The organism is Suttonella sp. R2A3, assembly GCF_021513215.1.
In the GTDB taxonomy this organism is placed as follows: domain Bacteria; phylum Pseudomonadota; class Gammaproteobacteria; order Cardiobacteriales; family Cardiobacteriaceae; genus JAHUUI01.
Map to the genome: position 1 here is coordinate 274051 of NZ_CP090975.1, position 18226 is coordinate 292276.

The following is an 18226-nucleotide window of genomic DNA, read 5'->3' on the forward strand; positions in this document are numbered from 1 at the left end:
CATATCGATTGCCGCTCAATGCGTTAGGCTAGATTTTTGAACTTTTATAAGGACTGACACATGAAAGCAATTTTGCGTCCCTTTATTGGTGTATTCCTGGGCCTGCCGCTACTCGCTAGCGCGCAACTCTTTGATAAAACGGTTGAACAAGAAGCAGTCCAAGTTGCACCAAGTGAAGAGCAGGCAGTCACTGCCAGCGAACAAACGGATCAAGCAGTCAGTTCTCTAGCGAACTATATCGATCAAACCAACACGCTCACTGGCAATTTTGTGCAAGTGGTTTATAGCGATCGTGGCGAAGAACGCTCAGGAGGCCAATTCTGGCTCAAACGTCCGGGAAAATTTTTCTGGGATTATCAAACCCCATACGCACAGAAAATCATTAGCGATGGGCAAAAAGTTACTCATTATGATATTGATTTAGCGCAAGTGAGCATCACCAACCGTGAAGAATTAAGTGGTGATGTGGCGATGAATTTATTGGTTGGCGATAAGAAGCTCTCTGAGTCATTCCATGTTAAGCAGCAAACGCCAAACAATGCACCTGTGCTCATACAATTTAATGATCAAGGATTGCAATACTTCAAACTTGAGCCATTAAACAGTAATGAAGATATCGATCAAGTCTGGGTGGTGATGCAAAATGGCGCGTTATCGGTGATTTATATTGATACCGGCGTCGGACAACAAAGCCTGATTTCTTTGCAAAATGTCACGCGCAACGCTGCGATTGCTGATAGTCAATTTCGCTTTAAGGCGCCCGAAGGGGTTGATGTGATAGGCGGCTAACATGGCTTCGCAGCAAGGGTTGTTCGATCAATCTGGTGCGTATAAGCCGCTCGCTGAACGCTTACGCCCGAAAACACTCGAAGCGTATATTGGCCAACGCCATATTTTAGATGAAGGGCGGCCGCTAGCAGTTGCCCTGGCTAAAGGCGAACCCGTTTCGATGCTGCTCTGGGGGCCGCCCGGCTGTGGTAAAACTACTTTGGCGTTGTTGTGCGCTGATTATATGCACGCCCAGTTTATTCGCTTATCTGCCGTATTTTCAGGGGTTAAAGATGTGCGTGAAGCGGTTACCAAAGCCCAGCAACATGCTTCTCTCGGGCAACGCACTGTGCTCTTTATCGATGAAATACACCGTTTTAATAAAGCACAGCAAGATGCATTTTTACCCTATGTCGAAGATGGCACGCTCACCCTGATTGGCGCAACCACTGAAAATCCATCGTTTCACCTTAATAATGCGCTGCTCTCAAGACTGCGCGTGTTTCATCTATCGCGCTTAAGTGAAGAAGAGTTGGTGCAAACCTTGCGTCAAGGCCTTGAGGCATTAGCGCTCAAAGATATTGACGATCACTTTTTAACCCAGATTGCCTATCATGCCGACGGTGATGCACGTAAAGCGATTAACTGGCTGGAAGCCTGGGCTTTTTTACTCACCCAAGGAGGAGAGGCTGAACAAACGCTTAATCAAGTGCTTGCGGATCAACCAAAGGCGTTTGATAAACAAGGCGATTGGTTTTACGAACTGCTATCGGCTTTTCATAAATCACTGCGTGGATCAAGCGCTGATGGAGCGATGTATTGGTTCGCGCGGATGGTTGATGGGGGTGCGGATCCGCTGACTATTGCACGGCGAATGCTGTGTGTGGCCAGTGAAGATATCGGTAATGCCGATCCGCAGGCGTTAAACGTTGCGCTCAATGCGTATATGACCTATGAGCGCTTGGGCAGTCCGGAAGGACATCTCGCTTTAGCCCAAGCGGTGACTTATTTAGCGATGGCGCCAAAAAGTAACGCCAGTTACGCGGCGATGAACCGCGCCTTTGCGATTGTCAAAGACCATCCGGCCTACGATGTGCCCAATCATCTACGTAATGCGCCCACCAAGTTACACAAAAGCGAAGGCTACGGTAAACATTATCGTTACGCGCATGATGAACCGCAGGCTTATGCGGCTGGGCAAGTGTACTTACCGCCTGAATTGGCAGAAATGACGTTTTATGAACCGAATCGTCGTGGCTTTGAAATTAAACTCGCCGATAAGTTGGCACAATTACGTCAACTAGACGCGCAGGCTAAGCGTAACGATTGACACTAGATTGGTATGATGGTTTTATCCTGCCAAGAACCGCGCAAACGATCCGGGTCGCCAGTGAGTAAAGAAAGGTAATCTTCGCGAGAAATATTGATCGCCCCCATGCTCGCTAAGTGTTCGGTAAGAAATTGACAGTCAAGATAGTCAATATGGTTTTGACTTAGGGTCAAACATAGGGAAACCAAAGCGATTTTTGACGCATTTTGATGCAAACTAAACATCGATTCGCCGCAAAAAATGCGATTGAGCGCTACGCCATAAAGCCCACCAATCAGGGTGTCATCTTGCCAAACTTCAATACTGTGCGCGCGACCTTGTCGATGTAACTCGCTATAGCTAAAGACCATCTTCTCATCAATCCAGCTTTCGCCATGCACCTCGCGGCAGTAACCCATCACACGGGCAAATGCTTGATCAAAGCTGAGGCGAACATCATTCTGGCGCACAAAACGCTTTAAACTGCGACTGATGTGAACGTTGTGACAAGGAATCACCGCACGCACCGGTGGCGACCACCATAAAATGGGTTGTGCATCACTAAACCAAGGAAAAATCCCCTGACAATGCGCGCTAAACACACGTGCGGGTTCTAAATCGCCACCGATGGCGAGTAATCCATCTTCATTCGCGGCGCGTGGATCAGGAAACTCATAAAGATGGCTTGGCTTTGGTGGCATGATTGAGCGTAGGTAAACCTCGACCGATGCCATAATAACGCAGTCCATAACTTGCGACCAAGGCTGGATCGTATAAATTCCGACCATCAATGATCAACCGGTCTCTCAACGTTTCTTTTAACGCTATAAAGTCTGGGCTTTGGAAAGCGCGCCAATCGGTGACGATAATTAGCGCATCAGCGTCGCTGATGGCCTGCATCGGGGTGTCGTGAAATGTCAGGTTCTCAGCACTCGTAAATACCGCTGCTAAAGCCTTCATCGCTTGCGGGTCGTGTAAGCGGATGTGACAGCCTTTAGCCAATAAACTTTTGATTAGGGGAATGGCAGGGGTTTCACGAATGTCGTCGGTATTGGCCTTAAATGCACCGCCCCAAATGGCAAACGTTTGCTTATCTCCTAGTTCAGGATAGCAATGCTCAACCATTCTAAACAGGCGCAATTTTTGCTGCTCATTGATGCGCATGGTTGCCTCAAGCATCGGCGCGTCAATCGCTTGCGCACGTGCCGTAGCATTGAGCGCCCGTAAGTCTTTAGGAAAACACGAACCACCAAAACCACAGCCGGCGTAGAGAAAATCGTAACCAATTCGAGGGTCAGCACCAATACCCAAGCGTACTTGGTCGATATCAGCACCGGTTTGTTCAGCAATCGCCGCCATTTCATTGATAAAGCTGATGCGTGTGGCAAGCATGGCGTTAGCAGCATACTTAGTCAGCTCTGCTGAATGAATATCCATCGTCATAATTCGATTATGATTGCGGTTAAATGGGCTGTAGAGCGCTCGCATTTTTGCCAGTGGTCTGTCATTATCAGCACCAATAATAATGCGATCAGGGCGCATAAAATCAGCAACCGCAGCACCTTCTTTCAGAAATTCCGGATTAACAACCATATCAAATTCTATCTTACTGTTGCGCTTAGTAATCGCTTCGCTGATCAGTGCTTTAACACGATGCGCTGTACCAATGGGTGCGGTGGATTTATTGACGATGATTGCCTCATGTTCTAAAAAGCGACCAATCGATTCCGCGACAGAAAGTAAGGCGCTTAAATCTGTATTGCCATCGGCATCATTCGGCGTGCCAACGGCAATAAACTGAATTTCGCCAAAACGAACGGTCTCTTGTACGTCAGTGGTGAACCATAGCCGACCTTGCTCGATATTGCGCTGCACAATCGCTTCAAGTCCTGGCTCATAAATTGGGATTTGGCCATTACTCAGCTGTGCGACGCGGTTCGCATCAATATCCATCGCCAAGACATTATTGCCACTATCAGCGAGCAAAGCGGCGCTGACCAAGCCAACATAACCACAGCCGTAGAAACTAATTCGCATCGCATACACTCCTTAATCAGGTTGGGTTTTGAGTGTATGGAGGGAATGTTGCAGGAATAAGTCAGGGCTCAAGAATCGGGTCGCAGCCAAATCCACCACATGACTAAGATGCAGACCACAATGACCAAGGCGCTAGCCCACCAGAGCTGTGCACCGAGCAGCCAAGAAGAAATCGGCAATGAAATACTTAACATGATTGTTGCCGCCCATTTTCCGGTACGTGGGATGGCGCGGCGTTCTTCCCAGGCAACGATAGATGGACCAAAAACTGGGTGGGTGAGTAAATACTGATGGAATCGCGGCGAGCTGCGGGCAAAACAAAATGCCGCAGCAATAATAAACGGAACGGTCGGGAAAACGGGTAAAAATACCCCGACAAGCCCAAGGATAAACGCGATCACACCCGCAATGAACCAGAGATATTTCATGTAGTAAATGGCTAAAAATATCGCGTTATGGTACTCGATAGTTGCCTGCAAATAAAACTAAGAAAGTGTTAGTCGCCATTGGCGAAATGCCGTTTTTTTGCTAATATCGAACTTTATTTTTGCCGGAAAAAACTATGTTTACTTCGCTTCGAAAAACCGCGTTGGTTAGCGCAATCAGTCTCGCGGTGAGTACATCCGCTTTTGCGGAGGCTTTTCGCGTTGATGACATTCGCGTTGAAGGCTTGCAGCGTATTTCTGCGGGCACCGTTTTTTCTTATTTGCCGGTGCAAAGCGGTGACAGCTTTGACGTTAATAATAGCGATGATGCGATTCGTGCACTTTATGCGTCTAATCTCTTTTCCGATGTTCGCTTAGCGCGTGACGGACAGACTTTAGTGGTTCAGGTAGAAGAGTTTCCAACCATTGCGCAGATTAATATTGAAGGCAATAAAGCGATTAAAACTACTGATGTGCGCAGTGCGTTTGCAGAAATTGGCTTTAGCGAGGGGCAGAGTTTTAATCCGGCAGTAATCAATCAATTGGTTAACGAGTTGGCCAATCAATATCAACAGCGCAGTAAATATTCCGTGGATATCACGCCCAATGTGCGTCAGTTACCACGTAACCGTGTGGCGATTGATTTGGCTATTTCTGAAGGGCGCTCAGCGCGAATTCGCGACATCGAAATCGTCGGCAATAAGGTTTATGATGATGATTTATTGGTGGATTTGTTCAACACCAATACGGGTAAGTGGAACTCTTTCATCACCGCTTCGGACCAATATAATGAAGAAAAAATTCAAAAAGATTTAAGGGCGTTAGAAGATTTCTACCTCAATCGGGGCTTTTTGAACTTCCGTATTAACAGCTCAGATATTGCGCTATCACCAGACCGTAAGACGCTGTACTGGACGATCAATATCGATGAAGGTCAGTCTTATACCATCACCGATTACCAAATCACTGGCGATACAGTGCTCTCGCCAGAAGAACTTGATCAATTGGTTGCCTTTGAAGTGCCATCGGTGTACGACCATAGTAAGGTGCAAAAAACGTTAGACGAATTGCGTAAACGCATCGCTGATGAGGGTCATGCCCAGGTACAAATTGAACCGGTGAGAGATGTTGACCCCCTAACTCAAGAAGTCAGCTTGAATTTTATGGTTGTACCCGGTCCTGTGACCTATATTCGTGAAATTGGTTTTACCGGTAACGATAAAACCTACGATCGCGTTCTTCGTCGTGAATTACGCCAACAAGAAGCGGCTGTGTATTCGCAATCAGATTTAGACCGTTCGCAAGAGCGCTTACGTCGTCTGCCACAGGTGGCAACGATTAAACAAAATATCGTGCCTGTCCCGGGACAAACCGATTTGGTTGATATTGAATACGAATTAACCGAACAAAGCACCAGCTACATCCAGGGGGTGTTGGCTATGGTGAAGGCAGTGGTGCGCTGTTTAATGTTGAGTATGGGGATAACAACTTTTTCGGCACAGGCAACCGCTTAAACATTGGCTTTGGTAAGAGTAAATCAACCGAAAAATACACCTTTGACTTTACCGATCCGTATTTCACAGCAGATGGTATTTCAGCCAACTATAGCCTACTGTACGCTAAATATGATTTTGAGGAAGAAGATCTATCCAACTGGGCTGCAGATGAGCGCCAGGCATTGGTGACTTTTGGTTACCCATTAAGCGAATACCAAACCGTATATTTTGGTGGTGGCTATCGCGGTTTGGATATTAATTTGGGCTATAACGTCGCGCCAGAGATTAAGCGCTTTATCGATGATCGCGGTGATAGCTTCCACGAAGGGGTGGCGACGCTTTCTTGGACGCGTGATACCTTGGATGATCCATTTATGCCTACAAAAGGAACCTATAACAGCTTAGGGGGTGAAGTAACCATTCCTGGCAGCTCAGAAACCTATTATCGTTTGAACTACCGCAACAATTCTTACTTTAGTTTTGGTGAAGATTCGATGGTACTCGGCTTACGTGGCAACGTAGCCTATGGTGACGGTTATGGCGATAGCAGCGACCTGCCATTTTTCCGCCATTACTACGCCGGTGGGATATCGACCGTTCGAGGTTATAAATATGGCACTATTGGTCCACGTTATAGCAATGGCGATAATGCTGGTGGCGACTTCCGGATCAATGGCGGTGCTGATTTGATCTTCCCGCGTGGATTCGGTGATCCTAATAGTGCCTATCGTATGGGCCTGTTCGTTGATGCCGGTAGCGCGTATTCTAGCGTCAGTGATTTTGATGCTGATGACCTACGCTACTCAGCTGGGGTATTCCTACAATGGATGTCACCGGTTGGTCCGCTGAATTTAAGCTGGGCAAGACCGCTTAATAAGAAGGATGGTGATAAAACTGAATCCTTCCAGTTCACGCTTGGTAGAGGGTTCTAATGAATGAGAGTATTCAATGTTGCGATAATCGGTTTGGTATTAGCATCACAGCTTAGCTTTGCACAAAGTGGCGCAGTTGAGGAATCTGCGATGCTCGATGATGGTGCTTTGTGGGCAGAAGATGGGCGTGAATTGGTGCAAGCTGAGAATAATCCGGTTGCAGAGTCCGTTGTCAGTCCAAAGCCCACATCATCACCAGAAGTCCTAAGCGTGCCAAGTAATGGTCCATTACCTGATTCTCAGCATTTAGGGTTTGTTAATCTGCGCCGCGTTATGGGTTCTGCCCCTCAGCTGATGAGTATCCGTTCACGCCTAGATGGTGAATTTGCTGCTCAGCAAGAAGCATTACAAACCCAAAGTAATGATTTGGCAGAGATGGAAAAACGGCTTTCCGGTCTGCCACGGGGTGAGGAATACTCTGCCCTGGAAGAGCAAATTATTGCCCTGCGACGTGATTTTTCTCGTGCTGAAGCGTCATTTCGCGATGCCTACAGCGTGCGACGCAATGAAGAATTAGCGAAATTACAACAACTTGTCGTTGATCAAATCGTGGAACTCGCCAAAGATGACTCTTATCAATTTATTCTCAATGAGAATAGTGTGATATTTGCCAGTAATGAGGTTGATTTAACAGATAAAGTGATTAGTCGTTTACAAAAAATAGCCGATACACAATGAGTCAAAAAAAATTATTATCTGTGCATGACATTGCACAGGCCCTTGGCGCACACGTTATAGGCGACGAAAAACGCCAAATTACTGGTGCCGGTACGTTAGAACATGGCCAGCAACAACAGGTTGGCTTTTTGGCCGAAAGACAATACCAGCGCTATATTGACGACTGCCAGCTTGGCGCTGTGTTAGTACAAGCGCCTTTTGATGATATCGTACCCGCACAGATCGTGGTTGACGATGTCAAAGCGGCTTGGCGGACGGTTGCTGATTTATTTAGTACAGCTCCTGTAGCTAGCGGCATCGATGCGAGAGCGGTGATTGCTGAGGACGCTGAGGTTGCTGAAAACGTGAGTATTGCTGCTGGTGCGGTCATCGGTTCAGGAGCAAAAATAGGCGCAAGTTGTGTGATTGGCTCTGGTGTAGTGATCGAACCTGGGGTAAGCATTGGCCGAGATGGAACGATTATAGCCGGAGCACGCATTTTAGCTGGCACACAGATTGGCGCCCGTGTTTTTATCGATAGCGGCGCAGTGATTGGTTCACGCGGCTTTGGCTATGCGCTAGAAAACGGCCATTGGCACGCTATTGCCCAACTCGGAGGGGTGCGTATTGGCGATGATGTTGATATTGGCGCGAATACCACGATCGACCGTGGGGCGATTGAAGATACGGTGCTTGAGGATGGCGTCAAACTCGATAACCTGATTCAAATTGGTCATAATGTGCATATTGGCGCGCATACCATTATTGCTGGTGCGTGTGTGATTGCCGGTTCGGTACGGTTTGGTACGCATTGTGTGGTCGGTGGCGCAAGTGTGTTTGCTGGCCATATCCAAATTGCTGATGGTTGCCAGTTTACCGGTCATTCATCGGTAAGCAAATCGATCACCAAGTCTGGGGTTTATTGCTCAGCGCTGACGGTAATGCCAATTCGCCAATGGAAACGTTTTGTCGCAAAATTAAAAATTTTTGGAAAAGAAAAATGACTGATAACACAATAACCACTATGGATATAGAAGATATCATGCGCTATTTGCCGCATCGTTATCCATTTTTATTAATCGATCGTGTGCTGGAGGCAGAAGCGGGCAGCCACATTAAAGCGCTGAAAAATGTCACAATGAACGAACCTTTTTTCCAAGGACATTTTCCTCGCAAACCAGTCATGCCAGGCGTTTTAGTCATTGAAGCAATGGCACAGGCTGCTGGGATCTTGGGCGTAAAATCAGCCAAAAAAGAAATGGGCTTACCGGATGAACCAGAAGCCGATGGTATTTACTTTTTTGTCGGGATTGATAAAGCGCGCTTTCGTAAAACCGTCTGCCCAGGTGATCAATTAATTTTCGATGTGTCGCTAATTAAATCACGTCGTGGGATTTGGACGTTTTCTGCTACTGCCTCAGTTGACGATAAAGTGGTGTGTAATGCAGAAATCATGTGTACGTCCGCTGGTAAAGGGGATGCGTAATGATTCATCCCACGGCGATTATCGATCCTAAAGCCGAGATCGCAGACTCTGTTTCTATCGGTGCTTATAGCGTCATCGGTGCTGATGTCAGTATCGATGAGGGAACTAGCGTTGGGCCGCATGTGGTGATCGAAGGGCCAACACGGATTGGCAAACACAACACTATTTACCAATATGCTTCATTGGGTGCGGCGCCACAGGATAAAAAATATGGTGGCGAACCAACTGAGCTGATTATCGGCGATCACAATACGATTCGTGAATTTTGTACCTTTAACCGCGGTACAGTCCAAGACAATGGGCAAACGGTGTTGGGTTCGCACAATTGGATTATGGCGTATGTGCATATCGCCCATGATTGTGTGATCGGAAACCATACCATTTTTGCTAACAATGCCTCACTTGCCGGTCATGTGCATATCGATGACTACGTGATGCTTGGCGGATTCGCCTTGGTGTACCAATTTACCCATATTGGCCGACACGCGATTTGTGCATTTTCTGCTGGTGTGAAGCAAAATGTGCCACCGTATGCGATGGTTGCTGGTATGCCGGCTAAAGCCGCTGGACTCAATCTTGAAGGACTGCGACGCCATGGCTTTAGCGCTCACGAAGTGTCAGCGATCAAACAGGCGCATAAGCTTTTATACCGTGAAGGATTATTGCTCAGCGAAGCGCGTACGCGCATTCAAGCGCTGGCTGAAGAAGAAGCGGTGGTTCAACCCATCGCTGCGTTTTTAGCCGAGACGGGTAAACGTGGCCTAATTCGCTAATGGATAACGCGCCACATATCGCCATTATCGCCGGGGAAGCCTCCGGCGATTTGCTTGCTGCTCCGCTCATTTCTGCACTACGTCGGCGTTTTCCTAATGCGCGTTTTAGTGGGATTGGAGGCGCTGCGATGCAGCGTGAAGGATTTACTTCGCTAGCCGATATGTCGCGCCTATCAGTGATGGGACTTTTTGAAGTATTGCGCCATTTACCTGATCTTATGCGCTTAAAACGCGATTTATTGTCGCATTGGCGCGCGGATCCACCGGATATTTTTATTGGCGTCGATGCGCCGGATTTTAATTTGCGTATTGCTAGAGAACTTCATCAACAAGGGGTAAAAACCGTACATTACGTTAGTCCATCGCTGTGGGCGTGGAAAGCGAAACGAATCGAGAAGATTAAAGGAACAATCGACTTGATGCTGTGTCTCTTTCCTTTTGAAACCGCTATTTATGAAGAGCACGGGGTGCAAGCAGCTTGTGTTGGTCATCCGCTGCGTGATCGCTTGCAACCGAAAGATAAAGCTGATGTAGAACAACGCTTAGGGCTTTCCGAGGCAACTAGACTAGGCATTTTTCCCGGCTCAAGACAGGGCGAGATTGAGCGATTAATGCCGATTTATGCGCGTACTTGGGGATTGTTAGCCACGCAATATCCCGACTGGCAGGCGGTGGTATCGTGTCACAACGCGCAACATCGAGGAATGATCGAAGCAATCATTGCCGAGTATCCACGCATCAGTATTTCTGAAGCAGCTAGTGATGATCTGATGTCGGCGTGTGATGTTTTGTTGTTGACTAGCGGCACGATTACCCTTGAAGCGGCATTACTGGCACGACCAATGGTAGTGGCTTATCGGGTTAATGCGCTAACCGCGATGATCGCGAAACGCTTGCTCAAGATTGAGCGTTTTTCACTACCTAATCTGCTTAGTCAGCACGATTTAGTGCCCGAATGTATTCAGCATGACTGTCGTGCACCAATGCTCGCACAAGCCTTATCGCCTTTGTTGACCGATGATGCGGCACGCGATGCGCAACTTTCAGGCTTTAAGGCTATTAGCGAAGCTTTACCACGCAATGTGTCGCAACATGCGGCACAAGCGATTGCAACCCATTTATGGCCGCAATGATAGCCGGAGTTGACGAAGCTGGACGTGGGGCGCTGGCTGGCAATGTGGTGGCTGCGGCTGTTATTTTGCCAAATACTTATGATTTACCCCAATTAACCGACAGCAAAAAATTAAGCGCTAAGCAACGCGCACGATTGTTTGACGCGATTATTGCACAAGCAGTCAGCGTGCGTTGGGCGCAAGCCTCTCCGGTCGAAATCGATCGGCTCAATATCCATCATGCGAGTTTATTAGCGATGCAACGCGCGATTGGTGGATTACCAGCGGTGGATGAAGTACGCATCGATGGTAAATTTGCCCCGCAATGCGCTTATCCAACGCGAGCAATCGTTGGCGGCGATGCCAGCGAACCAGCAATCGCTGCAGCATCGATTATCGCCAAAGTCATTCGTGATCGGCAGCTGATTTTGCTCGATTCGCTCTATCCACAATACGGCTTTGCTGGCCATAAAGCCTACCCGACAAAAACCCATATCACCGCCTTGTGCGAACATGGTATTTGCGCGCTGCATCGGTTAAGCTATGGGCCCGTTCAACGCAGCCTCAATAATTATGCCTGATTTTTCTCATCTGCACGTTCATAGCGAATATTCCTTAAACGACAGTATGTTACGTATCGGGCAGATTGTCTCTTTAGCCAGCAAACAAGGGATGAACTCTGTCGCGCTTACCGATCGTAACAACCTTTATGCGGCGATCAAGTTTTATACCAAAGCACGAGCGGCTGGGATTAAACCGATTATTGGTTGCGATTTATCGGTGCGTGATGACAGTGGTGCGGTTCATCAACTGGTGTTGCTTGCACAAAATCGCCAAGGCTTTGTGCAACTGTGTGAGTTAATCAGCTTCGCTTACCAGCATGACCAAGCACAAGGTATTGTCGCGGTGGATGAAGCGCGTCTAACACTCGCCCAATGCAGTGATCTAATCGCCTTAAGTGGCGGTGTGCAAGGTGATATTGCCGCAGCGATTGAACGCGGTGATTTGCCGGCTGCTAGAGCGCGTTGTGTCCATTGGCAACGCATTTTTGCTGATCGCTTTTATTTACAAATTGCCCGTCATGGTAAAGACAGTGAAGCGCGTTATGAGCAGGCTTGTCGTGCTCTGGGTACTGAGTTAGGTGTTGCTGCTGTAGCGAGTAACTTAGCGTGCTTCAGCAAACCAGAAGAATATGAAGTCCACGAGGCTCGGGTGTGTATCAGTACGGGTCGGTTAATGGATGATCCGCGTCGTGAGCGCTTCTTTACCGACCAACATTATTTCAAAAGTACCCAGACGATGCACGGAGCATTCGCTGATGCGCCTGAGTTGCTGACAAACGCAAATAGTGTTGCTCAGCGTTGTAACTTAGAATTGGATCTCGGTAAAAATGTGTTACCCGATTTTCCACTCCCCGATGGGCAGGAAATCGACACGTATTTACGCGAACAATCACATCTTGGTTTGGATAATCGCTTGGTCCAGCTGTTTCCTGAAGAGAGTGAGCGACAAGCCGCTACAGCGCAATATAAAGCACGACTTGATACTGAGCTTGATGTCGTGTGCTCGATGGGCTTTCCTGGCTACTTTCTAATCGTTGCTGATTTTATCCAATGGGCAAAAGACCATGATATTCCGGTGGGCCCAGGACGAGGTTCTGGTGCCGGTTCGTTAGTGGCTTATGCTTTAAGTATTACCGATCTTGATCCGCTGGCTTATGATTTACTGTTTGAGCGATTTTTAAATCCAGAACGGGTATCGATGCCCGATTTTGACGTCGATTTTTGCATGGACAAGCGCGATGCGGTGATTGACTATGTGGCTGAGAAATACGGGCGTGAAAAAGTCTCCCAAATCGCGACTCACGGGACAATGGCGGCTAAAGCTGTGGTACGTGATGTTGGGCGCGTGCTGGGTCTGCCGTATCCTTTTGTTGATAATATCTCTAAGCTCATTCCTAATGTGTTAGGGATTACCTTACCCGATGTGTTGGGTTTGAAACCGATCAATCCCAACGAAGATGCAGAAAGTAAAGAAAAACGGTTGAAAATGCTTTCTCCTGATCTTATTGAGCAGCGCGCGCAAAACGAAGATACCGATACCTTACTCACGATGGCGTTGCAGCTCGAAGGGATTGCGCGAAATGTCGGTAAGCATGCCGGTGGAGTGGTTATTGCACCAACCAAAATTACCGATTTTTCCGCGCTGTACGCTGAACAAGCTGGCGGTAATATTTCCTCACAATTCGATAAAGACGATATTGAAGCCGCTGGGTTGGTGAAGTTTGACTTTTTAGGCCTACGCACACTCACGGTTATCGATTGGGCGGTGGCGTTTGTTAATAAGAAGCGCGAGCAGCTTGGTGAACAGCCGTTAGTGATGAATAACCTGCCGCTTGATGACCCAGAGACTTATCGTTTACTCAATACCTGTCGCACGACAGCTGTTTTCCAGCTCGAATCGCGCGGGATGAAAGATCTGATTGGCAAGCTTAGACCTGATAATTTTGAAGAAATTATCGCTCTGGTGGCGCTCTATCGACCAGGACCTTTGAAATCCGGCATGGTCGATGATTTTGTTAACCGTAAGCACGGGCTGGCTGAAGTGGATTATCCGCATCCTGCACTCGAGCCTATTTTGGATACGACCTATGGAGTAATGGTCTATCAAGAACAAGTCATGCAGGTGGCGCAAACGCTCGCGAACTATAGTTTAGGTGAAGCCGATATTCTGCGCCGCGCGATGGGTAAAAAGAAAGCTGAGGTTATGGCCGAGCAGCGGGAGATTTTCGTTTCCCGCGCGGTTGAAAGCGGCGTTGAAGAGCTCACCGCGACCAACATCTTTGACATGATGGCCAAATTTGCTGAATATGGCTTTAACAAGTCGCATTCGGCTGCTTATGCCTTATTGTCGTACCATACTGGCTGGCTGAAAGCACATTACCCTGCACAATTCATGGCCGCCGTGCTGACCTCTGATATTGATCACACCGATAAAATCGTGCAGATGATCGATGAGTGTCAGGCGATGGGCTTGCGAGTTTTACCACCGTGTATTAACCGCTCTAGCTACGCGTTTACCGTTAGCGAAGACGATGCGGTGATCTATGGTTTGGGCGCGGTTAAAGGCGTTGGTGAAGGGGCGATCAATTTACTCATTAATGAGCGTCAAAAAAATGGCCCATTTAGCTCTTTACTGGATTTATGTCGCCGGCTCGATTTAAAGAAACTCAATAAACGTACGCTGGAAACGCTGATTTGTGCGGGTGCGTTTGACTTTATTGAGCCTAATCGAGGGGGGTTATTAGCCGCTTTGCCACAGGCTATACGACTCGCCGAACAACACCATCGCGATCAAAAACACCAGCAAAATGATATGTTTGGATTATTCGCTGCTCCGGGTGCTACAAATTCTCAGGATACCTTATCGATTCGAATTGAGGATGCCTGGGAACCACGCGAGCAACTTGAATATGAAAAACAGACCCTCGGCTTGTTTCTCAGCGATCATCCGGTCAATAGCGAACGTGATACCTTACAAAAGCTATGCAGTCATAACCTCGCCGAGCTTGATGAAGCGATGGAAAATTGGATTAAACCAACACGTCGTGATGAAGGCATTCCAATTCGTATTGGCGGGTTGGTTTGTGAAGCACGCCATCTCGTGAGCAAGAAAGGGCATCCGATGGCCTTTATCACTCTAGATGACCGCTCTGGTCGCCGTGAAGTGGGTGTGTTTGGCGATGTTCTTAGCCAGCATAAAGATCAGTTAAGTGACGATGAAATTTTGATTATCGACGCTAAGGCAGAATTTGTCTCTTATCGTGATGAATGGCGAATTGCTGCACAAAAAATCTGGCGTATAGAAGACGCTAAAATTGCGCTGATCCGTCATATTCGTATTGATTGCGATGAAGAGTTTGGCGCGTGGGGGCTTTTACCCAGTTTCTCTTAGAGCGGCGTAATCAAGAAGCATCGAACGGCCCCGGAATCAGCCTCTTTTTTAGCGCTGAAGATGCTAAAGCTTCTGGGATTATCCGTATTCCTGGGACTTATCATTTATCGACTAATGATCTCCGCCAACTCAACAGTTGGTTTGGTGAATCTGCACTGGATATCAAATATTAAGCTACTGATTTAAAAAGTTAATTTAATATAAAACGCCAGTTGTTATTTGTATTAATATTGATTTTACATCAGGTGAAAATTCATTCATTCGTTTTGTTCCGTTTGACTACAAAATGAAAAAATGGGCGAAATGATCAGCTTTGATATAGACCTTATTCATGCATAAAACTGTCTTAACGACGCCAATCTGTGATGTGTCACACATTAATAACTGTGATGCGTTAAAATAGCGTGTTTCTCTTCTTCTTTAGGGTGTTATGGATACAATCGCCATTCGCGGTGCACGTACGCACAATTTAAAAAATATCGATTTAGATTTGCCACGCGATAAGCTCATTGTAGTGACCGGCCTATCGGGTTCAGGTAAATCCTCATTAGCCTTTGATACGATTTATGCTGAAGGTCAGCGTCGCTATGTTGAGTCGTTGTCGGCGTATGCACGGCAGTTCTTGTCGATGATGGATAAGCCGGATGTTGATCATATCGAAGGCCTATCACCGGCGATTTCGATCGAACAAAAATCGACCAGCCATAACCCGCGTTCGACTGTCGGCACAATTACCGAAATCCATGACTATCTACGCTTGCTCTTTGCCCGCGTCGGAACCCCGCATTGCCCAGATCATGATATTGAACTAAACGCGCAAACGATTACGCAAATGGTCGATCAAATTATGGCGTTACCTGAAGGGAGCAAAATGATGTTGGTCGCGCCGTTGGTGATGGGGCGCAAAGGTGAGCACGTCAAACTGCTTGCCGATATGCAGCAGCAAGGCTTTGTGCGCGTGCGTATTGACGGTGAGGTATATGATTTTGATGAATTACCGACGATTGATCCGAAACGTAAACATGATATTGGGATTGTGGTCGATCGTTTTGTTGTGCGCGAAGATATTGCACAACGTTTAGCCGAATCGCTCGAAACGGTGCTTGAACTCAGCGATGGCGTTGCACAGTTAGTCTCAATGGATGGCAGCCTGCCTGATACGCTCTTTTCAGCGCAATATGCCTGTCCGGAATGTGGTTACTCGCTGAAAGAGTTAGCGCCAAGGATGTTCTCATTTAATAACCCCCATGGTGCGTGTCCAGACTGTGACGGTCTGGGGGTGAATGTCTTTATTGATCCCAAGCGGGTGGTGATGCATCCGTATTTACCGATTGCCAGCGGTGCGATTCGTGGCTGGGATCGGAAAACGCCTTATTTCTTCCCCCAAATGGAAGCGCTGGCGGCCCATTATGAGTTTGATCTAGAAGAGACACCTTTTGAGGAGTTGCCGCAGAATATTCAAGATATTTTGCTCTATGGTTCGGGTAAAGAAAAAATCAACTTGCCGAGTATCGGACGCTACGGTAAAAAACGCTGGCGCTTGAGCACGTTTGAAGGTGTGATTACCACCATGACACGCCGCTATCATGAAACTGAGCGTGAACGTGTGCGCGATGAAATCAGTAGTTTTTTAAATAACCGCGTCTGTCCAAGCTGTCAGGGTGGACGATTAAACCGTGCAGCGAGTCATGTATTTATCGCAGGAGTGACTTTGCCAGAGATCAATCAATGGTCGATTGGTGAGGCTGCTGATTGGTCGTCGGCACTAAGTTTGGATGGTGCAAAAGGTGAAATCGCTGAAAAAATCCTTAAAGAAATCCGTGAGCGCCTGGGCTTTTTAGTTAATGTTGGCTTGAATTATCTCACCCTGGCTCGCAGTGCGGAAACACTGTCTGGTGGTGAAGCGCAGCGTATTCGATTGGCCTCACAGATCGGAGCTGGGTTAGTTGGGGTTATGTATGTACTTGATGAACCGTCGATTGGGTTGCATCAACGCGACAACGAGCGTTTATTAGGCTCGCTGTTACGGTTGCGCGATTTGGGCAACACGATTATTGTCGTCGAGCATGATGAAGATGCAATTCGTGCAGCGGATTATGTGGTCGATATTGGTCCGGGTGCGGGTATGCATGGCGGGGAAATTATCGCCCAAGGCACGCCAAAACAGGTCGAACGCAACAAACAATCCCTTACCGGTAATTATCTATCAGGTCGCGAATCGATAGCTGTTCCTAAGGAGCGGCATCAGCCAGACGATCGTTGGGTAGAAATCCAAGGTGCGCATGGGCACAATTTACAGCACGTGAATTTATCTGTGCCGGTTGGCTTATTGACGTGTGTGACCGGCGTATCAGGATCGGGTAAATCGACCTTGATCAACGAAACGTTTTATAAAGTCATTGCTAAACAGCTTAATCGGGCAACCGATGATCCGGCGCCTTTTGATCAGGTTACCGGGCTCGATCATTTCGATAAAGTGGTCAATATTGATCAAAGCCCAATTGGGCGGACACCGCGCTCTAATCCCGCCACTTATACCGGCATTTTTACCGGCGTTCGCGAACTCTTTGCCGGCACCCAAGAAGCGCGCGCACGCGGTTATAAGCCAGGACGTTTTTCGTTTAACGTCAAAGGTGGACGCTGTGAGGCATGTCAGGGTGATGGGGTGATCAAAGTCGAAATGCACTTCCTGCCGGATGTGTTTGTTGCCTGTGATGTCTGTCAGGGCAAACGCTATAACCGCGAAACCTTGGATATTACCTATAAAGGCAAAAATATCCACGAAGTGCTGTCGATGAGCATTGAAGAAGCGCATGAATTCTTCATCCATATTCCAGCGGTTGAGCGCAAGCTTCATACGTTGCTTGATGTGGGTTTAAGTTATATTCAGCTTGGACAAAATGCGGTCACATTATCAGGCGGTGAGGCACAGCGGGTAAAATTAGCACGCGAGCTGTCAAAACGCGATACTGGTCGAACCCTTTATATTCTTGATGAACCAACGACGGGGCTGCATTTTCATGACGTGAAGCAGCTACTCGCTGTTCTGCACCGACTGCGTGATCATGGCAATACGATTGTCGTGATTGAGCATAATCTCGATGTGATTAAAACCGCTGACTGGCTAGTGGATCTAGGCCCGGAAGGTGGCAGTGGCGGTGGACACATCATTGCCACCGGCACACCAGAAACTGTCGCTAAAAATAAAAACAGCTATACCGGAGAGTTTCTCAAACCGATGCTCTAGGTAACTCCTGTGACTCGTGGATTAATAGGA

16 protein-coding genes are annotated in these 18226 nt (G+C 47.6%); 13 read left to right on the forward strand and 3 right to left on the reverse strand.

Going from position 1 to position 18226, the window contains the following annotated elements; translation table 11 throughout:
- Positions 1-60 precede the first annotated feature (60 nt).
- A complete protein-coding gene (lolA, locus tag L0B52_RS01375; protein ID WP_235064750.1) occupies positions 61-789 on the forward strand; it encodes an outer membrane lipoprotein chaperone LolA in 729 nt (242 codons plus the stop codon).
- Position 790: 1 nt separating this feature from the next.
- Positions 791-2098: a replication-associated recombination protein A gene (locus tag L0B52_RS01380; protein WP_235064751.1), complete on the forward strand. Its 1308-nt coding sequence runs from the start codon at positions 791-793 to the stop codon at positions 2096-2098.
- Between the two features lie 2 nt (positions 2099-2100).
- Here L0B52_RS01380 and aat read toward each other — a convergent pair whose 3' ends face one another.
- From aat to L0B52_RS01395, 3 genes are all read right to left on the reverse strand, one after another.
- Entirely contained in the window at positions 2101-2778 is a 678-nt protein-coding gene (gene aat, locus L0B52_RS01385) for a leucyl/phenylalanyl-tRNA--protein transferase (RefSeq protein WP_235064752.1), read from the reverse strand.
- Positions 2750-4114: a UDP-glucose/GDP-mannose dehydrogenase family protein gene (locus tag L0B52_RS01390; RefSeq protein ID WP_235064753.1), complete on the reverse strand. Its 1365-nt coding sequence runs from the start codon at positions 4112-4114 to the stop codon at positions 2750-2752. The genes aat and L0B52_RS01390 overlap by 29 nt, the downstream gene beginning before the upstream one ends.
- A gap of 68 nt (positions 4115-4182) precedes the next feature.
- Entirely contained in the window at positions 4183-4542 is a 360-nt protein-coding gene (locus L0B52_RS01395; protein ID WP_235064754.1) for a YbaN family protein, read from the reverse strand.
- 134 nt (positions 4543-4676) lie between these two features.
- Between L0B52_RS01395 and bamA the strand changes: the two genes are divergently transcribed.
- The 11 genes from bamA (at position 4677) to uvrA (ending at position 18196) form a co-directional block, all read left to right on the forward strand.
- Positions 4677-6053 carry an outer membrane protein assembly factor BamA gene (bamA, locus tag L0B52_RS01400; protein ID WP_235064755.1) on the forward strand — a complete coding sequence of 459 codons (1377 nt, stop codon included), beginning with the start codon at positions 4677-4679 and terminating at the stop codon, positions 6051-6053.
- 2 nt (positions 6054-6055) lie between these two features.
- Complete coding sequence (locus tag L0B52_RS01405; RefSeq protein ID WP_235065417.1) at positions 6056-6967, forward strand: BamA/TamA family outer membrane protein; 912 nt, start codon at positions 6056-6058, stop codon at positions 6965-6967.
- 3 nt (positions 6968-6970) lie between these two features.
- Positions 6971-7645, forward strand: coding sequence for an OmpH family outer membrane protein (locus L0B52_RS01410; protein ID WP_235064756.1), 675 nt, complete (start codon positions 6971-6973; stop codon positions 7643-7645).
- Positions 7642-8628 carry a UDP-3-O-(3-hydroxymyristoyl)glucosamine N-acyltransferase gene (lpxD, locus tag L0B52_RS01415; RefSeq protein WP_235064757.1) on the forward strand — a complete coding sequence of 329 codons (987 nt, stop codon included), beginning with the start codon at positions 7642-7644 and terminating at the stop codon, positions 8626-8628. Before L0B52_RS01410 ends, lpxD begins: the two co-directional genes overlap by 4 nt.
- The gene (fabZ, locus tag L0B52_RS01420) at positions 8625-9110 is read left to right on the forward strand and encodes a 3-hydroxyacyl-ACP dehydratase FabZ (protein WP_235064758.1); all 486 of its coding nucleotides are present in this window, start codon (positions 8625-8627) and stop codon (positions 9108-9110) included. Before lpxD ends, fabZ begins: the two co-directional genes overlap by 4 nt.
- Entirely contained in the window at positions 9110-9883 is a 774-nt protein-coding gene (gene lpxA, locus L0B52_RS01425) for an acyl-ACP--UDP-N-acetylglucosamine O-acyltransferase (RefSeq protein WP_235064759.1), read from the forward strand. The genes fabZ and lpxA overlap by 1 nt, the downstream gene beginning before the upstream one ends.
- The gene (gene lpxB, locus L0B52_RS01430; protein ID WP_235064760.1) at positions 9883-11016 is read left to right on the forward strand and encodes a lipid-A-disaccharide synthase; all 1134 of its coding nucleotides are present in this window, start codon (positions 9883-9885) and stop codon (positions 11014-11016) included. The genes lpxA and lpxB overlap by 1 nt, the downstream gene beginning before the upstream one ends.
- Positions 11013-11576, forward strand: a complete 564-nt coding sequence (locus L0B52_RS01435) for a ribonuclease HII (protein ID WP_235065419.1) — start codon at positions 11013-11015, stop codon at positions 11574-11576. The genes lpxB and L0B52_RS01435 overlap by 4 nt, the downstream gene beginning before the upstream one ends.
- Positions 11569-14949 (forward strand): DNA polymerase III subunit alpha, encoded by a 3381-nt coding sequence (gene dnaE / locus L0B52_RS01440; protein ID WP_235064761.1) that lies wholly within the window; start codon positions 11569-11571, stop codon positions 14947-14949. The genes L0B52_RS01435 and dnaE overlap by 8 nt, the downstream gene beginning before the upstream one ends.
- The gene (locus L0B52_RS01445; RefSeq protein ID WP_235064762.1) at positions 14922-15122 is read left to right on the forward strand and encodes a hypothetical protein; all 201 of its coding nucleotides are present in this window, start codon (positions 14922-14924) and stop codon (positions 15120-15122) included. The genes dnaE and L0B52_RS01445 overlap by 28 nt, the downstream gene beginning before the upstream one ends.
- Before the next feature lie 257 nt (positions 15123-15379).
- A complete protein-coding gene (gene uvrA / locus L0B52_RS01450; protein WP_235064763.1) occupies positions 15380-18196 on the forward strand; it encodes an excinuclease ABC subunit UvrA in 2817 nt (938 codons plus the stop codon).
- Positions 18197-18226: the final 30 nt, after the last annotated feature.

What these genes read in the sequence shown, in the direction of transcription:
- lolA (WP_235064750.1), top strand. Translation starts at nt 61, where the DNA reads ATGAAAGCAATTTTGCGTCCCTTTATTGGTGTATTCCTGGGCCTGCCG.
- L0B52_RS01380 (WP_235064751.1), top strand. Translation starts at nt 791, where the DNA reads ATGGCTTCGCAGCAAGGGTTGTTCGATCAATCTGGTGCGTATAAGCCG.
- aat (WP_235064752.1), bottom strand. Translation starts at nt 2,778, where the DNA reads ATGCCACCAAAGCCAAGCCATCTTTATGAGTTTCCTGATCCACGCGCC.
- L0B52_RS01390 (WP_235064753.1), bottom strand. Translation starts at nt 4,114, where the DNA reads ATGCGAATTAGTTTCTACGGCTGTGGTTATGTTGGCTTGGTCAGCGCC.
- L0B52_RS01395 (WP_235064754.1), bottom strand. Translation starts at nt 4,542, where the DNA reads ATGAAATATCTCTGGTTCATTGCGGGTGTGATCGCGTTTATCCTTGGG.
- bamA (WP_235064755.1), top strand. Translation starts at nt 4,677, where the DNA reads ATGTTTACTTCGCTTCGAAAAACCGCGTTGGTTAGCGCAATCAGTCTC.
- L0B52_RS01410 (WP_235064756.1), top strand. Translation starts at nt 6,971, where the DNA reads ATGAGAGTATTCAATGTTGCGATAATCGGTTTGGTATTAGCATCACAG.
- lpxD (WP_235064757.1), top strand. Translation starts at nt 7,642, where the DNA reads ATGAGTCAAAAAAAATTATTATCTGTGCATGACATTGCACAGGCCCTT.
- fabZ (WP_235064758.1), top strand. Translation starts at nt 8,625, where the DNA reads ATGACTGATAACACAATAACCACTATGGATATAGAAGATATCATGCGC.
- lpxA (WP_235064759.1), top strand. Translation starts at nt 9,110, where the DNA reads ATGATTCATCCCACGGCGATTATCGATCCTAAAGCCGAGATCGCAGAC.
- lpxB (WP_235064760.1), top strand. Translation starts at nt 9,883, where the DNA reads ATGGATAACGCGCCACATATCGCCATTATCGCCGGGGAAGCCTCCGGC.
- L0B52_RS01435 (WP_235065419.1), top strand. Translation starts at nt 11,013, where the DNA reads ATGATAGCCGGAGTTGACGAAGCTGGACGTGGGGCGCTGGCTGGCAAT.
- dnaE (WP_235064761.1), top strand. Translation starts at nt 11,569, where the DNA reads ATGCCTGATTTTTCTCATCTGCACGTTCATAGCGAATATTCCTTAAAC.
- uvrA (WP_235064763.1), top strand. Translation starts at nt 15,380, where the DNA reads ATGGATACAATCGCCATTCGCGGTGCACGTACGCACAATTTAAAAAAT.